The organism is Novosphingobium sediminicola (assembly GCF_014196525.1).
Lineage (GTDB): Bacteria > Pseudomonadota > Alphaproteobacteria > Sphingomonadales > Sphingomonadaceae > Novosphingobium > Novosphingobium sediminicola.
Genome location: NZ_JACIDX010000012.1, coordinates 52647 through 75686, shown reverse-complemented (window position 1 = coordinate 75686; position 23040 = coordinate 52647). Strand labels below are relative to the sequence as shown.

Annotated in this window: 28 protein-coding genes; 16 read left to right on the top strand and 12 right to left on the bottom strand. The window is 63.5% G+C overall.

Annotated features, from left to right (window positions below; all coding sequences use genetic code 11):
* From parC to GGR38_RS15525, 4 genes are read right to left on the bottom strand one after another with little or no spacing between them, the layout of a single operon-like run.
* Positions 1-2292, bottom strand: coding sequence for a DNA topoisomerase IV subunit A (gene parC, locus GGR38_RS15540; protein ID WP_183627104.1), 2292 nt, complete (start codon positions 2290-2292; stop codon positions 1-3).
* Between the two features lie 41 nt (positions 2293-2333).
* On the bottom strand, positions 2334-2663 hold the full coding sequence (locus tag GGR38_RS15535; RefSeq protein WP_425497063.1) for a 2Fe-2S iron-sulfur cluster-binding protein: 330 nt from the start codon (positions 2661-2663) through the stop codon (positions 2334-2336).
* Between the two features lie 37 nt (positions 2664-2700).
* Entirely contained in the window at positions 2701-3765 is a 1065-nt protein-coding gene (locus tag GGR38_RS15530) for a cysteine desulfurase family protein (RefSeq protein ID WP_183627102.1), read from the bottom strand.
* Positions 3762-4790 (bottom strand): cysteine desulfurase family protein, encoded by a 1029-nt coding sequence (locus GGR38_RS15525; protein WP_183627101.1) that lies wholly within the window; start codon positions 4788-4790, stop codon positions 3762-3764. Before GGR38_RS15525 ends, GGR38_RS15530 begins: the two co-directional genes overlap by 4 nt.
* A 158-nt stretch (positions 4791-4948) precedes the next feature.
* Between GGR38_RS15525 and GGR38_RS15520 the strand changes: the two genes are divergently transcribed.
* Complete coding sequence (locus GGR38_RS15520) at positions 4949-5605, top strand: alpha/beta hydrolase (protein WP_168605199.1); 657 nt, start codon at positions 4949-4951, stop codon at positions 5603-5605.
* Between the two features lie 85 nt (positions 5606-5690).
* Here the strand turns inward: GGR38_RS15520 and GGR38_RS15515 are convergent, their stop codons facing one another.
* Positions 5691-5876, bottom strand: a complete 186-nt coding sequence (locus GGR38_RS15515) for a hypothetical protein (protein WP_172338612.1) — start codon at positions 5874-5876, stop codon at positions 5691-5693.
* A 3-nt stretch (positions 5877-5879) separates the two neighbouring features.
* On the bottom strand, positions 5880-6245 hold the full coding sequence (locus GGR38_RS15510) for a hypothetical protein (protein ID WP_246404745.1): 366 nt from the start codon (positions 6243-6245) through the stop codon (positions 5880-5882).
* Between the two features lie 490 nt (positions 6246-6735).
* Between GGR38_RS15510 and GGR38_RS15505 the strand changes: the two genes are divergently transcribed.
* The 7 genes from GGR38_RS15505 (at position 6736) to GGR38_RS15475 (ending at position 12234) form a co-directional block, all read left to right on the top strand.
* Entirely contained in the window at positions 6736-7491 is a 756-nt protein-coding gene (locus GGR38_RS15505; protein WP_221227122.1) for a response regulator transcription factor, read from the top strand.
* Positions 7492-7493: 2 nt separating this feature from the next.
* Positions 7494-9074 (top strand): sensor histidine kinase, encoded by a 1581-nt coding sequence (locus GGR38_RS15500; protein ID WP_183627099.1) that lies wholly within the window; start codon positions 7494-7496, stop codon positions 9072-9074.
* Positions 9071-9523, top strand: a complete 453-nt coding sequence (locus GGR38_RS15495; RefSeq protein WP_183627098.1) for an HPr kinase/phosphorylase — start codon at positions 9071-9073, stop codon at positions 9521-9523. Before GGR38_RS15500 ends, GGR38_RS15495 begins: the two co-directional genes overlap by 4 nt.
* Positions 9524-9590: 67 nt before the next feature.
* Positions 9591-10565: an RNase adapter RapZ gene (gene rapZ / locus GGR38_RS15490; protein WP_172338617.1), complete on the top strand. Its 975-nt coding sequence runs from the start codon at positions 9591-9593 to the stop codon at positions 10563-10565.
* A gap of 91 nt (positions 10566-10656) precedes the next feature.
* Positions 10657-11061, top strand: coding sequence for a PTS sugar transporter subunit IIA (locus GGR38_RS15485; RefSeq protein WP_168605192.1), 405 nt, complete (start codon positions 10657-10659; stop codon positions 11059-11061).
* Between the two features lie 18 nt (positions 11062-11079).
* Positions 11080-11358: an HPr family phosphocarrier protein gene (locus GGR38_RS15480; protein ID WP_183627097.1), complete on the top strand. Its 279-nt coding sequence runs from the start codon at positions 11080-11082 to the stop codon at positions 11356-11358.
* 75 nt (positions 11359-11433) lie between these two features.
* Entirely contained in the window at positions 11434-12234 is an 801-nt protein-coding gene (locus tag GGR38_RS15475; protein WP_183627096.1) for a TrmH family RNA methyltransferase, read from the top strand.
* A gap of 11 nt (positions 12235-12245) precedes the next feature.
* Here GGR38_RS15475 and GGR38_RS15470 read toward each other — a convergent pair whose 3' ends face one another.
* The 3 genes from GGR38_RS15470 to recR all read right to left on the bottom strand — a co-directional run bounded on the left by GGR38_RS15470 (position 12246) and on the right by recR (position 14929).
* A complete protein-coding gene (locus GGR38_RS15470) occupies positions 12246-13649 on the bottom strand; it encodes a DNA recombination protein RmuC (protein WP_183627095.1) in 1404 nt (467 codons plus the stop codon).
* A 52-nt stretch (positions 13650-13701) separates the two neighbouring features.
* The gene (locus tag GGR38_RS15465) at positions 13702-14271 is read right to left on the bottom strand and encodes a peptide deformylase (RefSeq protein WP_183627094.1); all 570 of its coding nucleotides are present in this window, start codon (positions 14269-14271) and stop codon (positions 13702-13704) included.
* Positions 14272-14332: 61 nt separating this feature from the next.
* A complete protein-coding gene (gene recR / locus GGR38_RS15460; protein WP_183627093.1) occupies positions 14333-14929 on the bottom strand; it encodes a recombination mediator RecR in 597 nt (198 codons plus the stop codon).
* A gap of 53 nt (positions 14930-14982) precedes the next feature.
* Here recR and fmt point away from each other — a divergent pair, with 53 nt between their 5' ends.
* Both fmt and truA read left to right on the top strand, forming a co-directional pair.
* Positions 14983-15891 (top strand): methionyl-tRNA formyltransferase, encoded by a 909-nt coding sequence (gene fmt, locus GGR38_RS15455; protein WP_183627092.1) that lies wholly within the window; start codon positions 14983-14985, stop codon positions 15889-15891.
* Positions 15888-16634 (top strand): tRNA pseudouridine(38-40) synthase TruA, encoded by a 747-nt coding sequence (gene truA, locus GGR38_RS15450; RefSeq protein ID WP_183627091.1) that lies wholly within the window; start codon positions 15888-15890, stop codon positions 16632-16634. Before fmt ends, truA begins: the two co-directional genes overlap by 4 nt.
* 241 nt (positions 16635-16875) lie before the next feature.
* Here truA and cobS read toward each other — a convergent pair whose 3' ends face one another.
* Positions 16876-17868: a cobaltochelatase subunit CobS gene (gene cobS / locus GGR38_RS15445; protein ID WP_168605183.1), complete on the bottom strand. Its 993-nt coding sequence runs from the start codon at positions 17866-17868 to the stop codon at positions 16876-16878.
* Between the two features lie 88 nt (positions 17869-17956).
* On the opposite strand from cobS, the gene GGR38_RS15440 reads away from it, so the two are divergent.
* Positions 17957-18601 (top strand): glutathione S-transferase family protein, encoded by a 645-nt coding sequence (locus GGR38_RS15440; RefSeq protein ID WP_183627090.1) that lies wholly within the window; start codon positions 17957-17959, stop codon positions 18599-18601.
* Positions 18602-18613: 12 nt separating this feature from the next.
* Here GGR38_RS15440 and GGR38_RS15435 read toward each other — a convergent pair whose 3' ends face one another.
* Positions 18614-19264 (bottom strand): winged helix-turn-helix transcriptional regulator, encoded by a 651-nt coding sequence (locus GGR38_RS15435; RefSeq protein WP_183627089.1) that lies wholly within the window; start codon positions 19262-19264, stop codon positions 18614-18616.
* A 67-nt stretch (positions 19265-19331) separates the two neighbouring features.
* On the opposite strand from GGR38_RS15435, the gene GGR38_RS15430 reads away from it, so the two are divergent.
* Genes GGR38_RS15430 through GGR38_RS15410 form a run of 5 tightly spaced genes read left to right on the top strand, consistent with a single transcriptional unit; the run spans position 19332 to position 22421 of the window.
* Positions 19332-20117, top strand: coding sequence for a VOC family protein (locus GGR38_RS15430; RefSeq protein ID WP_183627088.1), 786 nt, complete (start codon positions 19332-19334; stop codon positions 20115-20117).
* A 52-nt stretch (positions 20118-20169) separates the two neighbouring features.
* Complete coding sequence (locus tag GGR38_RS15425; protein WP_183627087.1) at positions 20170-20820, top strand: glutathione S-transferase family protein; 651 nt, start codon at positions 20170-20172, stop codon at positions 20818-20820.
* A complete protein-coding gene (locus GGR38_RS15420) occupies positions 20817-21323 on the top strand; it encodes a VOC family protein (protein ID WP_183627086.1) in 507 nt (168 codons plus the stop codon). Before GGR38_RS15425 ends, GGR38_RS15420 begins: the two co-directional genes overlap by 4 nt.
* Positions 21323-21970 (top strand): glutathione S-transferase family protein, encoded by a 648-nt coding sequence (locus tag GGR38_RS15415; protein WP_221227121.1) that lies wholly within the window; start codon positions 21323-21325, stop codon positions 21968-21970. Before GGR38_RS15420 ends, GGR38_RS15415 begins: the two co-directional genes overlap by 1 nt.
* 13 nt (positions 21971-21983) lie before the next feature.
* Complete coding sequence (locus GGR38_RS15410; protein WP_183627084.1) at positions 21984-22421, top strand: SRPBCC domain-containing protein; 438 nt, start codon at positions 21984-21986, stop codon at positions 22419-22421.
* Here GGR38_RS15410 and GGR38_RS15405 read toward each other — a convergent pair.
* On the bottom strand, positions 22418-23008 hold the full coding sequence (locus GGR38_RS15405) for a J domain-containing protein (RefSeq protein WP_183627083.1): 591 nt from the start codon (positions 23006-23008) through the stop codon (positions 22418-22420). The two genes, GGR38_RS15410 and GGR38_RS15405, sit on opposite strands and share 4 nt — an antisense overlap.
* Positions 23009-23040 lie beyond the last annotated feature (32 nt).

Sequence of the window (23040 nt, the reverse complement as noted above, 5' to 3'; positions counted from 1 at the left end):
TCAGCTTTGAAACTTATTGTCGCGGGGGAAACCCTGCGGAGCGAAACTGCCCGCCGCACCGCGCGCCACGCGCCATTGCCGCAGGTCTTTTTCCACCCGCGTCCGGCCCGTTTCGCCGCCCATCGTCCAGCTTAGCCCGTCCTCGAACTTCAGCGTGATGATGTCGGACAGGCCGCCGTCGCGGTAACGTTGCAGCGTCACCCCCTGCCCCTTGGCCAGCACCGGCACCTCGACCAGACCGAAGATGACGATGCGGCGGTTTTCGCCCATCACCGCCACGTAATCATGCTCTGGCGGGATCTCGCGCACCACCATCAGCTTGACGCCTTCCTTGACCGTCATCACCGCGCGCCCCTTGCGGGTTTCTGCCAGCAGTTCGTCCGCCTCGGCGGCAAAGCCGCGCCCGGTGTTGGCGGCCAGCAGCAATTGCGCCTTGGGATGATAGACGATGGTGGCGACAATATGGGCCTCGGCATCAATATCGATCATCGAGCGCAGCGGCTCGCCAAAGCCGCGCGCGCCGGGCAATTTATCGCAGCCCAGCGTGTAGAAGCGCCCGTTGTCGCAGGCGATCAGCAGCTTGTCGGTGGTCTGCGCATGAAGGACAAAGGCCGGGCCATCGCCTTCCTTGAACTTATATTCCTTGTCCAGCGGCTCATGCCCGCTGGCCGCGCGGATCCAGCCGCGCGCGGAAAGGATCACCGTCAGCGGTGCCTTTTCGATCATCGCATCCATGCTGAATTCGCGGGTAGGCGCGGCTTCCTCAATGGTGGTGCGGCGGCGGCCCAACACGGTCGTCTCGGCATAATCCTTGCGCAAATTCACAAGGTCGCGCTTCAACCGCGTCCGCTGGCGGGCCGGATTTTCCAGCAGCTTTTGCAGCTCGTCCTGCTCTTTGAGCAAATCGTCCCGCTCGCCGCGCAGCTCCATTTCCTCCAGCTTGCGCAAGGAGCGCAGGCGCATGTTGAGGATGGCTTCGGCCTGCCGGTCGGTCAGGTTGAATTCGGCCATCATCACCGGCTTTGGCTCATCCTGCGTGCGGATGATCTCGATCACCCGGTCAAGGTTGAGATAGGCAATGATGTAGCCTTCGACCAGTTCGAGCCGGTTGGCGATCTTGTCCAGCCGGTGGCGGGCGCGGCGCTGCAGAATGTCGATCTGCGCCACGATCCATTGCAGCAGCAGCGGCTTGATGCCCAGCACGCCCGGCGTACGCTGCGCATCAAGAACGTTGAGGTTGAGGCTGAAGCGGCTTTCCAGTTCGGAGAGCTTATACAGGCTTTCCTTCAGCAGATCGGGATCGACATTGCGCGTCTTGGGCACCAGCACGATGCGGATCTGGGTGTCCGATTCGTCGCGCACGTCCTCAAGGATCGGCAATTTCTTGTCGGCAATCAGGCCGGCAAGCTGTTCAATCAGCTTGCCCTTCTGCACCATGTACGGAATTTCCGAGACGACCAACTGCCACTGGCCGCTGCCCAGCTTTTCAATGCCGGTGGGTTCCCAATTGCCCGCCTCGTCGCGCCCGGTGGAAAACCGCGCCCGTACCCGGATCGAGCCCTTGCCATTGGCATAGGCATGGGAAATCGCCGCCGGGCTGTCGACCACGATGCCCCCTGTGGGGAAATCGGGGCCGTGAAACACCTTCATCAGATCGGCATGTTCGGCCTGCGGATTCTCGATCAGCATCAGCGTGGCGTCGAGGATTTCGGCCACGTTATGGCTGGGAATGCTGGTGGCCATGCCCACGGCAATGCCCGTCGCGCCATTGGCCAGCAGGTTGGGGAACAGGCCGGGGAAGATCTCCGGCTCTTCATCTTCGCCATTATAGGTCGGGATGAAATTGACCGTGCCTTCATCGAGGCCCGCCATCAACTGCATCGCCGTCTTGGTCAGCCGCGCCTCGGTATAGCGATAGGCCGCCGCATTATCGCCGTCGATATTGCCGAAATTGCCCTGCCCCTCGACCAACGGATAGCGCAGCGCGAAATCCTGGGCCAGACGCACCATCGCGTCATAGACGCTGGCGTCGCCATGGGGGTGATATTTACCGATGACATCGCCCACCACGCGGGCCGATTTCTTGAACGCCTGCGCCGGGTCCAGCTTCAACTGGCGCATGGCCCAGAGCAACCGGCGATGGACCGGCTTCAACCCATCGCGCAGATCGGGCAGCGAGCGCGCCGTGATGGTTGAGAGCGCATAGACCAGATAACGCTCGGACAAAGCGGCGTCGAAAGGCGCATCGATGATGGCGTCAAACGGATCGGGTTCGGTGATGTCGCTGGGCATATCGCACCTTCCCTAACAGGCCGGCGCGCATATCCCAAGTATTACCCGCGCTGCATATCCCGGCTTTCACCGGGAATTTTTACCGTCAGCCCGTCAAGATCGGGTGCGATGGTGATCTGGCAGGACAAACGACTGGTCGCGGCCACGCCTGCGGCCAGATCGAGCATGTCCTCTTCATCGGCACTGGCCGGTTTGAGGCGCGAGAACCAGTCGGGAGAGATCAGCACATGGCAGGTCGAGCAGGCCATCTGCCCCTCGCACGTCCCTTCCAGAGGCATGCCCGCGGCCTGCGCCACTTCGAGCAGGCGTTGACCTGCGCTGGCCTGCGCCTCGACACGTTGCCCCCCGGCGGTGATGAATTGCACCTTTATCACTATAAACAGACCCCTATCCGATTATGCGACCGGCCTATTGGGCATCGGCTGCGGCATCGATTCGCTTTAAGGCCTCGGCAAACTCTCCGCTTTGCGTATAGCGCCCGAAACCGAGGCGGATAGAATTTTTTGCCTGTTTTGCCGAAAGTCCCAAGGCGGTCAGCACATGGCTGGGCCGCCCCGACCCGCTGGCGCAGGCTGACCCTGCGGAAAAGGCGATGTCGCGGCAATCGCTCATCAGGCGCGCAACGTCGAGCCCGTCGCGCCGAATGTTGAGATTGCCATGCCAGCGCTGCACCTCGCTGCCATTGAGAATCCAATGAGGCAGGATCGCACGGGCGATTTGCCACAGCGCCTCCACATGTTCCCCATCCTTTACCCACAGGTCTTTACACAGGGTCGCCGCCGCGCCAAATCCGGCACATAGCGCAGGGCTGAGCGTACCGGAGCGCAAACCGCCCTCCTGCCCTCCGCCATGGATCAGCGGGGTCAAGGACACACCATCGCGGGTCCAGAGCGCTCCGACCCCCTTTGGCCCATAGATTTTATGCGCGGAAACGGCGACCATATCAGCCCCCTCGGGCGCGGCCATCTTGCCCGCCCCCTGCACCGCATCGCACAGAAACAGCGCCCCCGCCGCATGCGCGCGCGCCGCCAAAGCGGCGACAGGCTGAACCGTGCCGATCTCATTGTTCACCTGCATCACGGCCACCAGATCGGTGCCGGGCGCGATCTCTGCATCGGCCGCCACCAACCCCTCGGCCGACACCGGCAACACATCGACCACCGCCCCGCAGGCCCGCGCCGTGTCCAGCACGGCGGCATGTTCGATGGCCGAAACCGCGATGCGGCGAGGGCGCAGGCCCTGAATGGCGAGATTGATCGCCTCGGTCGCCCCGCCGGTAAAGGTCACGCGCCCGCCCGGCGGCAGAATGCCCGCCACCTGATCCCGCGCCACGGCAACCGCCGCCGCCGCTGCGCGGCCGGGGCGATGCGGGCTGTGCGGATTGGCGAAACCGGCATCGCTCAGCCAATAGAGCATCGCCTCGCGCGCTTCGGGCGCCAGCGGCGTCGTGGCCTGATAATCGAGGTAGATCAACGCCGCAGCCCGCGCAAAACCTTGAGCAGCGCGGCCAGATCATCGCGCGTGGTGTCGCGACCGATGGAAACGCGGAACACCTCGCGCGCCTCCTCCTCGCTGCGCCCCATGGCCAGAATCACCGGGCTGGGCTTGAGGCTGCCGCTGGAACAGGCCGAACCGGCGGAAATGGCGATGCCCGCCATATCGGCGCGGATCAGCACCGTGGTCGCGTTCACGCCGGACAGACGATAGGCGCCGATCGTAGCGATGCGCTCGGCCCCCTCGCCGATCACCTCACCGCCCATGTCGCGGATCTCATCCTCAAACCATCCGCGCAAGACTGCCGCTGACAGCAACCAAGAACGATCCGCTTCAAGAGCCGTCGCCAAGCCCATGATATAGGGCAGGTTTTCTGTCCCTGCGCGATAGCCGCGCTCCTGCCCGCCGCTGGGCTGGATCAGGCCAAAACTGCGCACCAGCAGCGCCCCCACACCCGGAGGCGCTCCGACCTTATGCCCGGCAATCGCGATCATATCGGCATCGGGCAGCGACAATTTGCCCGCCCCTTGCGCGCAATCGGCCAGCCACACCGCGCCCTTCGCCCGGATCGCCTCGCCAAGAGCAGGATGGATCACGCCGGTTTCATTGTTCACCTGCTGAACCGCAATCAGATCGACCGAGGGCAGCGCCCCCGGATCGACCCGGCCAAGGCGGTCCACCGGGATCACCGCATCGCGTTCGGCAAGCCGAGCGACGGCGGGATGTTCAACGCTGCTGGCCGCGCGGCGTAGTGCCTGCGCTCGGGTATAGCCGATGGCCAGCGCCTCGCTCGCTCCGCTGGTAAAGATCACCTCGCCCGGCCAGCCCAGCGCCTGCTTAACCCTTTCGCGCGCCGCCTCCAATTGCGCGCGGGCGGTGCGGCCCGAACCATGCTGGCTCGACGGATTGGCCCATTCGCGCAAACCCTCGCCAATCGCATCGCGCACCTGCGGCAGGATCGGCGTGGTGGCGGCATGGTCGAGATAGATCGTGGACTTGGGCATTATCGAAGCTCTTTTACCGCGCGTTGTCTGAAAACATTGCTTTCGCTTGATGGCTTTCTATATAGCGCATCACCTCCATTCACAGTCCCCACCGCAGGTTTTGCGCGAATTTTGCGCAAAGGCCGCCGGGTCTGTCCACTCGATCAGGGATTTGATACATGCCCGCAGTGATCTTTCCCGGCCCCGAAGGCCGCCTCGAAGGCCGCTTTCAGCCCGGCTCGCGCCCGCGCGCGCCCGTGGCAATGATCCTCCACCCGCACCCGCAGGCCGGCGGCACGATGAATGACCGCGTGACGCAGGCTATGTATAAAACCTTTGTCGCGCGCGGGTTCGCCACGCTGCGCTTCAATTTCCGCGGGGTTGGCCGTTCTCAAGGCAGCTTTGACAATGGCATCGGCGAATTGTCGGATGCCGCCGCCGCGCTCGACTGGGTGCAGTCGATCCACCCGGAATCCAGCACGACCTGGGTTGCCGGTTACAGCTTTGGCGCGCTGATCGCGATGCAGCTCTTGATGCGCCGCCCGGAAATCCGTGGCTTTATCAGCGTGTCGCCGCCCGCAAACATGTATGATTTCAGCTTTCTGGCTCCCTGCCCGGCCAGCGGCATCATCGTGCAGGGCGCGGCCGACACGGTGGTCACGCCCAATTCGGTGCAGAAGCTGGTGGATAAGCTGCGCACGCAAAAGCACATCACGATCCACCATGACGAAGTGCCCCGCGCCAACCATTTCTATGAGAATGAACTCGATGAAATGATGCGCGCGGTCGACAATTACCTCGACATGCGGCTTTCTCCGGATTGTCCGATCCGTTGATCGGACGGGCGCCGGACTGCCCGATCCGCTGATCGGGTTTAGTTGCCTAAAACGCCCGATCCGTTGATCGGGCGTCAAGCTCCCGTCATGGCTTTCCCGAAAGCGTGGCGGGGGCAGGCAGGCTCCAGATCGCAACATTCGCGCCCAGAATCACCGCCAGCACGATCATCAATATCGCCTGCTTGCGCACCCCGCGCCGCCACAGCGCCCCGGACCCGATCATCAGCAGAATCACGGCCAGCACGGCCATGGACAGCGCAAGGTCAAGCATCGCTCAGGACTTGCCGAAAAGGCCCTTGGCCATGCCCAGCACATCGTTGAGCGCGCTGCCATCGCCATCGCGGTCAAGGAAGCTGTTGATGGAGGAAAGGATCTGCGGGTTGTTCTGCAGGATCTGCGACACCTGCCCCAGCCCTTCGACGCCGCCCAGCGCGCCCACCACCTGATTGAGCGTATCGGGCGCAATGCCCGTCTGCGCGGCGGCAGTTTCGACCGTGTCGCCTTCCTGCGCATGGGCCTGCCCCAGAGCGCTGATCGCGCTTTGCGCCGTGGCCGGGTCAATACCCACCTTGGCCGCAATGCCCGCCACATCGACGTTACCCGACAATTGCCCCAGCAGGGAATCCAGCAAGCTCATCATTTCGCCCTCCAATTGGTTAATCGGCAACATGCCATGCGATTGTTACGCGGCCAAGCAAAAGGCGCCGGTGACATAGCCACCGGCGCCCCTCCTCTCACCAATCTTCCGTGGTGTATGCGCGAAACTGAAAATTAAAGCCGGACGGGCCGCAACAGAGCACACCGACCCGACAGGCCAGCGCGATCCATGTTTCCATCAAACAGCTTGATCAAACCGAAGACTCCGCAAGAAGGGCCGGACGGCCACAGCAACAAACGGTCGATTCCAGAATGTCTCTTCGCAACAAATGCTTTAGCTGGTTGCCCCCGGCCGCAATTGCATACGAATTGACGAAACAATTCATAGACCAGCCCCCACACTACGTCAAATGGCAGATTGCATTTCCTCATATTTCCTTACGTTTGATGCAAACCTGCCACGCTTGCGCCCGCCCGCGCCGCAGGCTACCGCTCAGCCTTGGTTCAGCCGCGCCATGCAGGTCGCTATTTCGATGAGCAACAACGAGAAAGCCGCATCTTCTGCCACGCCGCGCCACACGATCGCGCTGGTCGATGATGACCGCAATATTTTGACCAGCGTTTCCATAGGCTTGCAGGCCGAAGGCTTTACCACCCGCGTCTATGCCGATGGCGCCAGCGCGTTGAAGGCCTGCCTTGAAAATCCGCCCGATCTGGCGATTTTCGACATCAAGATGCCGCGTATGGATGGGTTGGAATTGCTGCAACGCCTACGCGAAAAATCGGCGCTGCCGGTGATTTTTCTGACCAGCAAGGATGAAGAGCCGGACGAGGCGCTCGGCCTTGCCATGGGTGCAGACGATTACATCACCAAGCCGTTCAGCCAGCGCCTGCTGGTAGCGCGAATCCGTGCGATTCTGCGCCGGGTCGAGGTTGCCCGCGCCGATGCCGCAGAGCCCGCGCCCGACGATACGCCCGCCCCCGAAATGGTGCATCGCGGCCGCCTGAGCATGGACCCGGCGCGTCATGAAGTCCGCTGGGATGACCGCCCCGTCTCGCTGACGGTTACCGAATTTCTGATCCTCGAAACGCTGGCCCAGCGCCCCGGCGTCATCAAGAGCCGCAATCAGTTAATGGACTGCGCCTATAATGACGACACCTATGTCGATGATCGCACCATCGATTCGCATATCAAGCGCCTGCGCCGCAAATTCCGTCAGGTGGACCCGACCTTTTCAGCCATCGAAACTCTGTATGGCGCCGGCTATTCCTTTGGCGAGGGCGGCTGACCATGCCTGAAACGCCCCGTCGCCCGTCCCATGCGCGCGGGGGGCCCTGGCGCGGCGTTTCGCTGACCACGCGCATTCTGGCGGTCAATGTGATCGTGCTGGCGCTGATCGCCTTCAGCCTGCTTTATATCGATTCCTATCGCCGCGAGGTATTGGGTGAACGCTTCAAACGCGCCAGCGGCGAGGCCGAGATCGCCGCCGAGGCGCTGGCGCAGGCATCGGGAGATACGCGCGCGCAGGTGCTGACCACCATTGGCCGCCGCCACGCGCTGCGCCTGCGCCTGTTCCGCGCCGACGGCACGCTGGAGGCCGACAGTTTCGTGCTGGCCCCGCCCTCGTTCCATCTGGCCGATCCGGCCACCCAGCCGTGGTATATGCAATCGGCCCGCCTGCTGGACCGGGGCATGGACGCCATTCTGGGGGCGCCCGAAGTGCCCGCCTATGTCGAGCCGCCCGCCCCCACCCGCGCCAATGACTGGCCAGAGGTGATCGAGGCACGCCGCTCCGGCCAGACCGCCGTGCGCGAACATTATGCGCCGGATCGCACGCCGATCATCAATGCCGCAACGCCCGTCGGGCGGCGTGGACAGGTCTTGCTGGTCCAGCAAAACGCCCGCGATGTGACCCAGAGCGTGCGCGATGCGCGCCAGACCCTGGCGATTGTCGTGGCGATTGCGCTGCTGCTCACGGTCTATCTCTCGCTGTTTCTGGCCCGCACGATTGTTCAGCCGCTGCGTCTGTTGGTGCGTGCCTCGGTGCGGGTGCGGCTGGGGCGCGACCGGACGGTGGTGGTGCCGCGCCTGCCCGATCGCGGGGATGAGATCGGCCTCTTGGCACGCGCGCTTTCGGACATGACCGAGGCGCTGCGCACGCGCATGGACGGGGTGGACCGCTTTGCCGCGGACGTTGCCCATGAGATCAAAAATCCCTTAGCTTCTTTGCGCAGCGCATTGGAGTCGCTTGATAAAATCGACGACCCTGATCTGCGCCGCCAATTGATGGATATCGCCAATCACGATGTTCAGCGCATGGACCGCCTGATCAGTGAGATCGCCGAGGCGAGCCGGATCGACGCCGAACTGGCGCGCAGCACCTTTGAGCCGGTCGATCTGCGCGTACTGGCCGAAGCGATGGTGGGCGCGCGCGGGCGGCGCGGGGCCAACCGCGATTGCCGCCTGCTGCTCCATCATGCCGGCGACCATGAAGCGGTGGTGGCGGGCGTGGCGACAAGGCTGGAGCGGGTGCTGGAAAACCTGCTGGATAATGCAGTGTCCTTTTCGCCGCCGCACGGCGTGATCCGCATCGACATCACCGGCTCCAACGAGCACGTGGTCGTCGAAATCCGCGACGAAGGCCCCGGCATCCCCCCACAGGCACGCGAGCGCGTGTTCGAGCGTTTCCATTCGCTGCGCCCGGCAGGTGAGGATTTTGGTGCGCATTCGGGCCTTGGGCTGGCCATCGCCCGCACGATTGTCGAGGGCCATGACGGCACGCTGACCGCGCGCGATCCCTTGCCGGGCGAGCGGGGCGCGCGGCTGGTGATCGAATTGCCGACCTATCATCAGGAGGTCGAGGAGGAATGAACCACCCGACCAAACCCCATTGGGCCAGACAGGCAACCTGCGTGAGCATCGGGGCGCGCGCTATCCTGATCGAAGGCGCGCCCGGCGTTGGCAAATCCTCGCTGGCATTGGGGTTGATCGACCGGGGCGCGGTGCTGGTGGGCGATGATGGGGTGATGCTGGGCGAGGAGCACGGCGCGCTTTACGTCATGCCTCATCCCAACACGCGCGGCCTGATCGAGGTGCGCGGCGTCGGGCTGGTGACAATGCCGGTGGCCGAACGAGCGCGGGTGGCGCTGATGATCCGGCTGGAGGCAAGCGCCCCGCGCCATATCGAGGTCGCACCAAGGATTCCGGTCGGCTCGCTGGCGATTCCCTGCATCACGCTCTGGCCCGAGAGTTCGGCGCTGGTGCTGCGCGCGGAACTGGCACTAAAGTATCACGGCCTTTGGGAACCAACGGAAATCTGAAGCCTTGCCTTAAATAGCATAGGCGCGCCCTCTTCACATTTTAACTCTCTGGGCGCAGAGAAGATGCATGACAGCCTCCGACACATCCCCCGCCGCTTCGGACAGTCTCACCCTGCATGGCAATCCGGACAAGCAGCGCATCCTGCTGGTGACCGGCGTGCTGGGTGCGGGCAAATCGACGGCGCTGCGCGCGCTGGAGGATCTGGGATGGGAAACCATCGACAATTTCCCCATCCGTTTCCTTGAAAGGCTGCTCGACACCAGCCAGGAGGACCAGCCGATGGGCGGGCACGGGATGGGCGGACCTTTGGCCATCGGTTTCGATTCGCGCACGCGCGGCTTTGATCCGCAGGCGGTGATCGCGCTGGTCAAACGCTTGAGTCAGCGGCCTAATATCGAGCTGGCCACGCTCTATCTCGATTGCGGCGTGGGCGAGTTGGAGCGGCGCTATAACGAGACGCGCCGCCGCCATCACCTTGCCGCCGACATGCCCGTAGCCACCGGCATTTCGGCCGAGCGTGACATGATGGAGCCGCTGCGCCGCTGGGCCGATATCGTCATCAACACCACCGCCTTTACCACTAACGCCTTGCAACAGGCGATGCGGGAACAATTCTCACCCGATTCGGGCCCCGCGTTAACCTTGACGATCACCAGCTTCGGCTTTTCCAAGGGCATGCCGCCGCTGGCCGACTTTGTTTTCGACATGCGTTTTTTGAACAATCCCCATTGGGATAAGGTGTTGCGCCCGATGACCGGCCGCGAAGGTCCGGTGGGCGACTTCATCCGCGAGGATCCGGCCTTTGACGAGGCTTTTACCCGGATTCGCGACCTGCTTCTGCTTTTGATTCCACGCTTTCAGGCGCAGGGCAAAGCCTATGTTCACATCGCTTTCGGATGCACCGGCGGGCGCCATCGGTCGGTTTTCATGGCCGAACAAATCGGCGCAGCCTTGCGCGCATCCGGATTTTCGCCCACAATGATTCACCGTAATCTGGGCTCACGCGCAGCCGACCTTGTCGAAGGAGGAGCTGCGCGATGAGCGACCACACATGTTTGCCTGCGAAAGGTTTTGCTCCCCACATGCCGCGCGCCATTATTGTCATGATGCAACGAACGTCCGGGATGCAGGCATGATCGGCCTTGTTCTGGTGACTCATGGCCATCTGGCCGAGGAATTCGTGCGCGCGATGGAACATGTGGTGGGCCGGCAGGAAGCCGTGGCCACGGTCTGCATCGGCCCCAATGACGATGTCGAACGCCGCCGCAAGGAAATTGCCGAAGCGATCAAGACCGTTGACAGCGGCGAAGGCGCCATCATCCTGACCGACCTGTTCGGCGGCACGCCTTCCAATCTGGCGATCTCGCTGATGGAAGCGGGCCGGGTCGAGGTGATCGCGGGAATTAATTTGCCGATGCTGATCCGTCTGGCCGGTGCGCGCAAAGGCGCGACGGTGCGGGCGGCGGTTGGCGCGGCGCGCGATGCCGGACGCAATTACATAACCATAGCGTCCGAGTTTTTGGGCCAGGAAGCCTGACAGCGGTGAGAGGGAAGCATGGCTGAAGCACGGGAAACCGTTGAAATCGTGAATGCAAAGGGCCTGCACGCCCGCGCGAGCGCGAAATTTGTCAATATGGTGGCGATGCTGCCGGGCGGCGTCAACGTCAAGGTGCTCAAAGATGGCACCGAGGCGGCGGGAGGCTCGATTCTGGGCCTGATGATGCTGGGTGCGGCGCGCGGCGACAGTGTGGACATTGTCGTGGCGGGCGATGGCGCCGATCAGGCGCTGGCGCGGCTCTCGGGTCTGGTCAAGGACGGTTTCGGCGAAGATTGAAGGGTTCGACAGGGGCGCATGGCGTGGCTATAGGCGGCGCAGTTTCCCTGTTTTGCCATAAGGCTTGCCCCTGACATGCGCCGCAACATCACCGGCTTTTCCAATCCCACGGTCAAATTCCTGCGTTCTTTGCGGGAGAAAAAGCTGCGTCGCCGCGAGGGTTGCTTTCTGGCCGAAGGGCTGCGGCTGCTAACCGATGCGCGCGAGAGCGGGCGCCTGCCCGAAACGCTGGTCATGGCCGAGGGGCGCGAGGCCCATCCCCTGCTCGATACGCTGGAACAGGCCGTGCTGGACGCGGGCGGCGAGGTGATCGAGACCAGCGAGGATATTCTGGCCAAGATCACCGGCAAGGAGAATCCGCAGGCGGTTTGCGGCGTGTTCCGCGAATTTGACACATCGCTGGCGGGCGTGGACCGCCATGCCGCGCCGATCTGGCTCGTGGCGCAGGCGATGCGCGATCCGGGCAATCTGGGCACGATGCTGCGCACGGCCGATGCGGTGGGCGCGGGCGGGCTGATCCTGCTCGACGATTGCGTCGATCCGTTCAGCGTCGAGGCCGTGCGCGCCAGCATGGGCGCGATCTTTACGCAAAAGCTGGCCGTGGCGCGGTGGGAGGAATTCCTGCCCTGGCTGAGCGGCGGGGATGGGCAGTTGGTGGCCGCCTCGCTGCGTGAGGCGGTGCCTTATCGCGGGGCGCCCTATGCCGCGCCGTGTTTCATCATGGTGGGCAACGAATCGCGCGGGCTGCCCGAGGAATATGAGTTGGCCTGCGATCTGCGCGTGACCATGCCGATGAAGGGGCGAGCCGATTCGCTCAACGCCGCCGTGGCCGCAGCCGTGCTGGCCTATGAGGTTCTGGCCACGCTGGAGGGGTAATCCCCCTCCCCTTACTCTCCATCCGGCCAAGGCAGCGCCGAGGGCTCAGTCACATCGCCATGGCGCGGCTGGCTTTCAACCAGCGCGACATCTTCGATCTCGCGCTTGCCGATTTCGATGCCCTTGTCGCGCAGGCGGCGCCCGCTGGCCATGACATTGCGTTCAAAGCTGCCGACGAACTTGTTGTAATTGTCCACCGCGCTGGTCAGACCGCCGCCCACGCGCTTGAGGTGATCGCCCGCCACGGCAAGCCGATCATACAATTCGCCACCCAGACGTCCGATCTCACGCGCCTCCTGCGCCAGCATATCCTGTTTCCATACCATCGCCACCGTGCGCGCAATCGCCACCAGATTGGTAGGTGTGGCCAGCAAGACCCTGTTACGGAATGCAAAATCCCAAAGTTCCGGATCCTTTTCCATCGCCGCCGCGACAAAATGCTCACCCGGCACAAACATCACCACATAATCGGGCGCCTCGGCAAACTGGCTCTGATAGGACTTGGTCGCCAGCGTCTGCACATGGCCGCGCATACTGGCAACATGGCGGGCCAGCGCGATGTCGCGCGCGCCCTCGTCGCTGGCCTCAAAGGCCTCCTGATAGGCGTTGAGCGAAACCTTGGCGTCGATCACCAACTTTTTCTGCCCCGGAATCGAAACGATCGCATCGGGGCGCAGCCGCCCTTCCTCGGTGTCGATCGAATGTTCGGTCACAAAATCGGTATGCTCGGAAAGGCCGCATTGCTCAAGCACGTTGCGCAAAGCCTGCTCGCCCCAGCGCCCGCGCGCCTTGGGCGCATTGGTCAACGCATTGCCCAGACGCGCCGCTTCCTCGCGCACCTTCTCCTGCCCATCGCGGATCGACTGGATCAGGCCCGTCAACTGCCCAAAGGCATCGACGCGCCCCTTTTCCAGTGCGCTCACCTGATCCTCATAGGCTTTCAGACGCGCGCCAACCGGAGCCAGCACGGAATTGATCCGCTCGGCCTGCTTTTCCTCGCTCTGGGTAAAGCGGGCCTCGGCGCGGGACAGAAACGCCTCCTGCGCCCGCTCCAGCACGCGCGCGCCAGCCAGTTCAAACTCACGGCGCAATTGCTCCTGCGATTCGATCAGCAGGCGCTTTTGTTCTTCGAAATGCTCGGCCTGCGCGCGCAGGGTGGCCAGATCGCGCTGGGCGCGCAGCATATCGGCGCGCGCATCTTCCAGCGCCTGCGCCAGCCCATCGGCCCGCATCGCCCGTTCGCTGGCCCCCGCCAGATCGGTGATCGCACGGCGGAAACGCTCGTCCAGTTCGGCGAAAGCCTTTTCGCGCTCGACCAGCCTTGCCTGCGATTCGGCCACAGGGCGCTGGCCGAAAAACCAGCCCAGCCCCAGCCCGACCACCAAAGCAACAATCACAAACAAGGCAGAATCCACGGCCCACTCCAGTCAGAACGAACCGTGAACTTAGAGGGCAATCGTCCCCGAATCAAGCCAGCTTGCGCGCCTTTTCCAGCTTCTTGAGCGCCATATTGCGCTTCAGCCGCGAAAGGTGGTCGATAAACAGGATGCCTTCGAGGTGGTCAATCTCATGCTGGATGCAGGTGGCCATCAGCCCCTCCATCGCTTCCTCATGCACGGTGCCGTCCAGATCCTGCCAGCGCAGGCGGCAGGTGGCGGGGCGCTCAACCTCGGCATAAATATCGGGGACCGACAGGCAGCCCTCCTGATAGACCGAATGTTCTTCGGAAGGATCAAGGATTTCCGGGTTGATGAAGGTGCGCGGCTCGCGCTTCACCGGCTGATGCGTATGCTCATGCCCGCCATGCGAGGTGCAGACTTCAGGCTCGGCATCGGGATCGTCGGGCTGAAGATCGACCACCACCACGCGCAGCGGCACGCCCACCTGGATCGCGGCAAGGCCGATGCCCGGCGCATCATACATCGTCTCATACATATCGGCGACGAGCGTTTTGAGCTCATCATCGAACACGGTGACGGGGGCAGAAATCTGCTTCAGGCGCGCATCGGGCGCTTCGAGGATCGGTCGGATAGCCATGAGAGCCAGATAATCGCACCCTGCCCCGCGCGCAAGGCACAGTGTCCGATTTCTGTAATCGTCAGGAAACCGGGCGTCTCGCCCGGAGCGCCTGCGCCAAAGTCCCCTCGTCCAGATAGTCCAGTTCGCCCCCCACCGGCAGGCCATGCGCCAATTGCGTCACGCGCACCGGCATCCCTTCCAAACGCTCGGCAATGTAATGCGCGGTGGTCTGCCCCTCCAACGTGGCGTTCATGGCCAGCACTACCTCATCAATCCCGCCCGCGCCCACGCGATCGATCAAAGGCGCAATCGACAGATCCTCAGGCCGCACCCCATCCAAAGCCGACAGCCGCCCGCCCAGCACATGATAGCGCCCCGTAAACAGCCGCGCCCGATCCAGCGCCCAAAGATCGGCCACATCCTCGACCACGCAGATCGAGCGCGCATCGCGCCTCGGATCGGCACAGATCGCGCAAGGATTCGTCGTGTCCACATTGCCGCAGGTGGTGCATTCCACCAGCCGGTCCTGCAACACCTCCAACGCATCGCGCAATTGCCCCAGCGAAGTGTCGCGCCGCTTAATCAGCCACAACACAGCCCGCCGCGCCGAACGCGGCCCCAGCCCCGGCAGGCGCGCCAAAACCTGCGCCAGTGTCTCGATCTCTTGCGATGCCATGCGCCTCCAGATAGGGCGGCGCAGAGCAAAGGCAAAGAGCCGGAAAGTGACTTATGCGCATCATCTATATGGGCACGCCCGAATTTGCCGTTCCGGCGCTGGAGGCTTTGGTGGCTGCGGGCCACGATGTGGTGGCCGCCTATAGCCAGCCCCCTCGCCCCGGCGGCCGTCGCGGGCGCGAACTGACGCCCAGCCCGGTGCATAAGCGCGCGGCGGAACTGGGGATCGAGGTGCGCCATCCGGTATCGCTGAAAGGCGCGCAGGAGCAGGCCGAATTTGCCGCGCTGAACGCTGATGTCGCGGTGGTGGCCGCCTATGGGCTGATCCTGCCGCGTGCGGTTCTGGCCGCGCCCATGCATGGCTGCCTCAATCTGCATGGCTCGCTCTTGCCGCGCTGGCGCGGGGCCGCCCCGGTTCAGCGGGCGATTTTGGCAGGCGATGCGGAAACCGGCGTTGGCATCATGCAGATGGAGGCGGGGCTGGACACCGGCCCGGTGCGGCTGGAAGGGCGCACCGACATTGCCGCCAAGACCACCGGCGAGCTGACCGCAGAACTGGCGCAAATGGGCGCGCGGCTGATCGTTCAGGTGCTGGGCGATCTGTCAGCCTATCCAGCGCAGGCTCAGCCCGATGAAGGCATCACCTATGCTCACAAGATCGACAAGGCCGAGGCGCGGCTGGATTTCACCGCTGATGCCGAGCAGGTGCTACGCCAGATCCGCGCCTTCATGCCCGCACCGGGCGCATTCTTCGAACTTGAAGGCGAGCGTTACAAGGTGATCTCAGCTGATCTGGCCGAGGGCGCGGGCGATCCGGGCGTGACCCTCGACGACACACTGACCATCGCCTGCGGCGCGGGCGCGATCAGGGTGAGCACCATCCAGCGCGCGGGCAAACCGGCCATGGCCGTGGCCGACCTGCTGCGCGGGCGCCCCATCCCCGCCGGGACCCGCCTTTCATGACACGCTTTGCCTTCACACTGGAATTTGACGGCACACCCTTCATGGGCCTGCAACGCCAAGCCCATGGCCCATCCGTGCAACAGGCCGTGGAAGAAGCGATCCAGCGTGTCACCGGCGAACAGGCGATCATGTTCGCCGCCGGGCGCACCGATGCCGGGGTCCACGCGCTGTTCATGCGCGCCCATGTCGATATCCAAAAGGACATCGCCCCCTTCCGCCTGATGGAGGCGATGAATTACCATCTGCGCCCCAATCCCATCGCGGTGCTGGATTGCCGCATGGTGGCGGACGATTGGCATGCGCGCTTTTCCTGCGTCGGGCGCAGCTATATCTATCGCATCGTCAACCGCCGCGCGCCGCTGACCATCGGCCTGCACCACGCATGGCAGGTGAACAAACCGCTCGATGCCGAGGCGATGCATGAGGCGGCCCAAGCGCTGGTGGGTCACCACGATTTCACCACCTTCCGCTCGGTCCATTGCCAGTCGGCCTCGGCGCTCAAGACGCTCGACAGCCTCTCCGTGCGGCGGCAGGGCGATCAGGTGATTATCGAAACCGCCGCGCGCTCCTATCTCCACCATCAGGTGCGCTCGATGGTGGGGGCGCTGTCGGTGGTCGGGCTGGGCCGCTGGTCGGTGGAGCGGGTGCGCGAAGCGCTGGAGGCGCGGGATCGGCAGGCTTTGCCGGTGAACGCGCCGCCCGATGGGTTGTTTTTCAACCGGGCGGTTTATCCGGGGGAATAAATAATGCGAGGGTCTAGACCCTCGCGCTCCCGTTACTGTCTTTGTCGCGCCAAACGTTCCACGTCAGGTGTCGGACGCGGCGTATCAACAATAAAGCCTGCGGCGCTTTCGAGAGCCAAGCTTCCCGCGCCGCAGGCTTTAAACATCATCACACAATCACGGGACCAAAGCGCAACCCCATTAACAGGATTGCAAAGGGACCAAGTCCCTTTGCCCGCCGGAGGCAAAACCTCTCTTTAAATCAAGCCCGCGCCACCACGCTCTCGGGCAGATCCGTCCCAAACACGCGCTGATAATACTCAGCCACCAGCACGCGCTCGGTCTCATCACACTTGTTGAGGAACGAGAGGCGGAAGGCGAAACCGGCGTCCTTGAAGATTTCAGTATTCTGCGCCCAGGTGATGACGGCGCGGGGGCTCATCACGGTCGAAATATCGCCATTGATGAACCCTGCACGGGTCAGGTCGGCCACGCGCACCATGTCGGCGATGGTGCGTTCGGGCAGGCCGGGCACCTTCTTGTGGACGATGCCGGTTTCGGTGGCATGGGGCAGATAGTTCAGCGCCACGACCATGTTCCAGCGGTCCATCTGACCCTGATTGATCGCCTGCGTGCCGTGATAGAGACCCGACGTATCGCCAAGGCCCACCGTGTTGGCGGTGGCAAACAGGCGGAACCACTTGGACGGGCGGATCACGCGGTTCTGGTCCAGCAGGGTCAGCTTGCCCTCGGTTTCCAGCACGCGCTGGATCACGAACATCACGTCGGGGCGGCCCGCGTCATATTCGTCGAACACCAGCGCGGTCGGCGTCTGCAGCGCCCAAGGCAACAGGCCTTCGCGGAATTCGGTGACCTGTTTGCCATCCTTCAGAACGATGGCATCGCGCCCGATCAGGTCGATACGGCTGATATGCGCGTCAAGGTTAATGCGGATGCAGGGCCAGTTCAGACGCGCGGCCACCTGCTCGATATGGGTCGATTTGCCCGTGCCGTGATAGCCCTGAACCATCACGCGGCGGTTATAGGCAAAACCGGCAAGGATCGCCAACGTGGTATCCGGGTCGAACACATAGGTGTCGTCGCGGTCGGGCACGCGTTCGTCCGCCACCGAAAAGGCGGGGACTTTCATGTCGATATCAATGCCGAACACCTCGCGCACATCAACGGTGATGTCGGGGGCGCTCAGGATCGTGGTCGAGCGGCTGTCGGGCTGAATGTTCTGAATCTCGGTCATCGCGCGAAACTGCTAGCCGCTGCTTCTCGCGGCTGCAATATGTTTGCAGGGTTTGGAAACCAGATTCACCTTGGGGAGAGAAAATATTATGGAACTGTTCGGCGCCCTGTTTTCGCCTTTCGTGCGCAAAGTGGCTGTGGTCGCGGCGGAAAAGGGCCTCGCGCTCGACATGCCGCCCTTCAGCTTTGCCGATCCTTGCGACGATTTTCTGGCCGCCAGCCCGTTTCGCAAAATCCCCGCGATCAAGGACGGCGATTACCGGCTTTGCGATTCCACCGCTATCTGCGCCTATTTCGACGCGCTGGCCCCCGATGCGCCGATCTATCCGGCCGAGGCGCGTGCGCGCGGCCGCGCCGTGTGGTTCGAGGAACTGGCCGATACGATCATGGTGCCCGCGCTTGGCCCGGCGATCTTCAACCGCTTCGTCCTGCCCCGGCTGCGCGGCGTGGCGGGGGATGAAGAGGCGGCGCTGGCCGCGATCGCAAAATTCAACGAGGTGCTGACCTATCTGGAGGGCGTGACGCCCGCCGAGGGCTGGCTGGCGGGGGAATTTTCGCTGGGCGATGTGGCCGTGGCCAGCCTGCTGCGCACGGCCGAATATATTGATGCAGGGCTGGACCCGGCGCGCTTTCCGGCGATTGCGGCGTGGTATGACCGCGTGACCGCCCGCCCGGCATGGCAAAGCGTGGCCGCGATGGAGATCGGGCAGGCCAAGGCCGCAGGACTGGCCTAAACGGTCTCCGGCCTAAATAGTGTCAGGAAGCGCAAAGCAGCGGGCGAACATCATGGCCGCATAGGCATCGCCCGCCAGCGCCACATCGGGCAAGGTCGCCAGCGGCGCCTTGCCATAGATAAAGCGTTTAAGCGGCGCGGTGTTCGGGGCGGTCAGGGTGAAATCGCCCCCTGCCCCGCCCCGCGCGATGGTCAACGCGCCCTTGCGGATCTGAAGCGAAAAGCTCTCCCGCGCGATGATGATGGCGCAGGTCATGTCCACCTCCGCCGCCTTCTCCGCCACGATCAGCGCGCGCAGCGAAAGCATCAGCGCCACCGGCGAAATCGCCAGCGCCATATCCCGATCCGGCGACATCAGCGCCCAGCGGCACATGGCCAGCAGCACCGGCTCGGCCGCCTGCCCCCAAGGCGTCAGGCCATAGAGCCGCTCCTCCTCGCGTCGGACGAGGCCCGCCGCCTCCAGCCCGTTCAATCGCTCGGTCAAAACGCGAGCGCTGATCCCCGGCAGGGCAAAGCGCAGATCGGTGAACCGCCGCGCCCCCAGCATCAGTTCGCGCAGCACCAGCCCGGCCCAACGTTCGCCCAGCAATTCCATGCCAAACGCCGCCCCGCAGGCATCGCCATACCAGCGCCCATGGAGTTCAGTTACTTTTTCCAACTTCATGGTTGTAATTTGTAACCACAGTGCCACGCTCTGTCGATACGAATCGCATGAAGTTTGGGAGAGCGACATGGGTAAGCTGCTGGGAAGCTGGATTTGGTACGAGCTGATGACCAAGGACGCGGCCGGGGCCAAGACCTTCTATGAATCCACCGTCGGCTGGACCATCACGCCGGGGGCCGAGCCGCCGCTGTTCTATGGCCATATCGCCCGCACCGATGGGCGTCAGGTCGGCGGGGTGTTGCCGCTTTCCGAGGATATGCTGGCGCAGGGCGCGCATCCGATGTGGGTCGGCTATATCGGCACCGATGATCTGGACGCCACCCTGGCGCAGGTGATCACGCGCGGCGGGCGGGCGCTGATGCCGCGCATGGACATTGCCGAGGGCAGCTTTGCCATGGTCATGGACCCGTGGGGCGCCAGCTTCTATTTGATGCAGCCCAATCCGGGACCTGATGCCGCCCCTTCGGTCGCCTATTCCCCCACCGAGGCGCAGAGCGTGGGCTGGAACGAATTGTACACCGGCGATTTCGACGCAGCGCTGGCCTTCTATACCGAGGTCTTCGGGTGGGAGCCTGCCGGATCGATGGATATGGGCAGCTATGGCACCTATCAGTTCCTTAGCCATAATGGCGTGACCATCGGCGCAATAATGCCCAAGCCGCCCCATGTGCCGATGGGCGGGTGGAACCATTATATCCGCGCGGGTGATTTCGAGGCCGCGCATCAGGCGGCGCTCGCGGGCGGGGCCAATGTGCTGCACGGGCCGGTCGAAGTTCCCGGTGGAGACTGGATTATCAACGCGCTGGACCCGCAAGGCGCGGCTTTTGCCATTGTGGGCCAGAAACTGGTTTGAACGGGGCGCCATTCGCGATATTGTTCCATCAATGTTCTCGTGAGGATGCGTCATGGCCAGCTATACGTTTTTCACCAATCCAATGTCGCGCGGGCAAATCGCGCGATGGGCATTGCATGAGGTCGGGGCCGATTACGAACAGGTGATCGTAGAATATGGCGCGCCCAAAACGGCGGCTCTGCTGGCGGCTAATGGCTTGGGCAAATTGCCGACCTTGGTACATCATACCTCGGATGGCGATTATCCGATTGCCGAGACATCGGCCATCTGCGCCTATCTGGCCGAGACAGAGAGCGGCGGGGCGCTGGCCCCCACCGCGCGGGAACGGGCGGCCTATTACCGCTGGATGTTCTTTGCCGCAGGGCCGCTGGAACAGGCGATCACCGCGCGTTCCATGGGGTTTGAACCGAACGAGCGCCAGCGGGTCAGCGTCGGCTTTGGCTGCTATGATCTGGTGGTGGACACGCTGGCGGCGCATTTGCGCGGGGGCGATTATGTGTGCGGCGATCGCTTCACCATGGCCGATGTCTATGTGGGCAGCCATGTTTTGTGGGGCACGATGTTCAAGACCTTGCCCGAATTGCCTGAATTTGTCGCCTATGGTGAACGCCTGACGCAACGGACCAGCTATGTCGAGGCCAAGGCCATCGATCATGCGCTGATCGCGGCGGCGCAGGCGGCTGCTCAGGAGGCGAAGGTATGAGCCAGTGGGGGAAAGCCAAAGGCACGCTCTGTCTGTGGTATGACAAGAACGAGCATGGCGGGGCCGAGGCAGCGGCGCAGTTTTATGCCGGCCTGTTGCCCGATACGGCGGTGGGCCATGTCATGCGCTCGCCCGGCGATTATCCGGGCGGCAAGGCGGGCGATGCGCTGGTGGTGGAATTCACGCTGCTGGGTTTCCCCTGCATTGGCCTCAATGGCGGCGGGCATACGCAGCATACCGACGCCTTTTCGATTCAGGTGACCACCGAAACGCAGGAGGAAACCGACCGCTATTGGGATGCGCTGATTTCCGATGGCGGGCGGGTGATGGCCTGCGGATGGTGCGTGGATCGCTGGGGTGTGCGCTGGCAGATCACGCCGCGCGCGCTGATCGAGGGTATGGGCGATCCTGATCCGGCGGCGCGCGGGCGGGTGTTCGCCGCAATGCAGACGATGGTCAAGGTCGACATTGCCGCCATAGAAGCGGCGCGAAAGGGCGTGTGATGCTCGAACTCTATGGCCACCCCTTCTCGTCCTATACGTGGAAGGCGCTGATCGCGCTTTACGCCAACGAAACGCCTTTCACCTTTCGCATGCTGGACGGGCAGAACCCCGAATTTTACGCCAAGGTTCAGGCGGCCAGCCCGATGGGCAAATTCCCCCTGCTGGTCGATGGCGAAACGCAGGTGTTCGAGGCCAGCGCGATCATCGAATATCTGGCGCTGCATCATCCCGGCCCGGCCCCGCTGATCCCCGCCGATCCCGATGCGGCGATCCGCACCCGCATGATCGACCGGGTTTTCGACAATTACGTGATGAACGCGATGCAGGAGAGCGTCGATGAGGCGATCCGCCGTGGCTCTGCCTCGGACGAGGTGCAAAAGCGGGTCGATGAACGACTGTTGCGCACCTATCGCTGGATCGAGAACTGGCTGGGTGATTATTCGGCGGGCGATGCGATCACGCTGATCGAATGCGCCGCCGCGCCCTCGCTGTTCTATGCCGATTGGGTCACGCGTATTCCTGAGGATTGCCCAAACCTTCGGGCATGGCGGGCGCATCTGCTGGCCCTGCCCCCGGTTTCGCGCTGCATTGAGGATGCGCGGCCGTTTCGCGCCTATTTCCCGCTGGGTGCGCCGGATCGTGATTGAGGAAACGCTGTCCATGCATGAATTGTCAATCTCCCGCTATATCGCCGCCCCCACCGCCAAGGTCTGGGACATCATGGTCAACCGCCAGAACGAATGGTGGTGCCCCGCGCCATGGCGGGCCGAGGTTGTGCATCAGGATCGCCGTCCGGGCGGGGCCTGCGAAATGACCATGTTCGGCCCCAATGGCGAGGTCATGCCCATGCGCGGCATCTATCTGGCATGGGATGAAGGGCGGCGTTTTGTCACCACCGATGCGGTGAATGGCGATCTGGAGCCTTCCGGCCCCTTTATGATCGGCATCTGGCAGGTGGAGCCGGAAGGCGAAGGCACCCGCTATACCGCCAGCGCTCGCCACTGGAGCGCCGAGGCGATGGCGCAGCACGAAACCATGGGCTTTACCCAAGGGTGGAGCGCCTGCGCCCACCAACTGGCGGCGCTGGCCGAGGCTTAAGCAAACCCCGGCAATTTGCGCAGCATTTGATAGGCTTCGACCACCTGTTGCAGCTTGTTTTCGTGGGCGCGGTCGCCGCCATTGCGGTCGGGGTGATAGCGGTGGAGCAGATCGGAATAGCGCATGCGCAATTCACGCCGATCCGCATCCACCCCCAGCCCCAGCGTGTCGAGCGCGCGCTTTTCTTCGGGGCTGGCGATGCGGCCATCGGGCCATGCCATCGGGCGCATCGCTTCCTTGGCGCGGCGCGCGCGCTGGCTGATCGCGTCGAGAGGATCGGCGAAATCGGCCCAGCGCGGCGCCGAATCGACGCCCGCTGTTGGGCGAAAGGCCCGCGTTTCCTGTTCCCAGCCATGGATCGGCGATTGCGCGGCCCAGATTTCCTCCGGGCTCATGCCTTCGAAATAATCGTAACCGGCGTTGAAGGCGCGGATATGTTCGAGGCAAAACCAACGGTAATGGCCCGGCCCGTCAAAGCCCGAAGCCTTGGCGCCCGGCGCACGAAATTCGCCCGCTTCCTCGCATCCGGGCCATTCGCATGGGCGCTGTGCGTTCTTAACCCTGCCGTGAAATCTGTCGTGAACCATCTTTTCCCCTTGGCGGCAAATGGGCTAGGAGA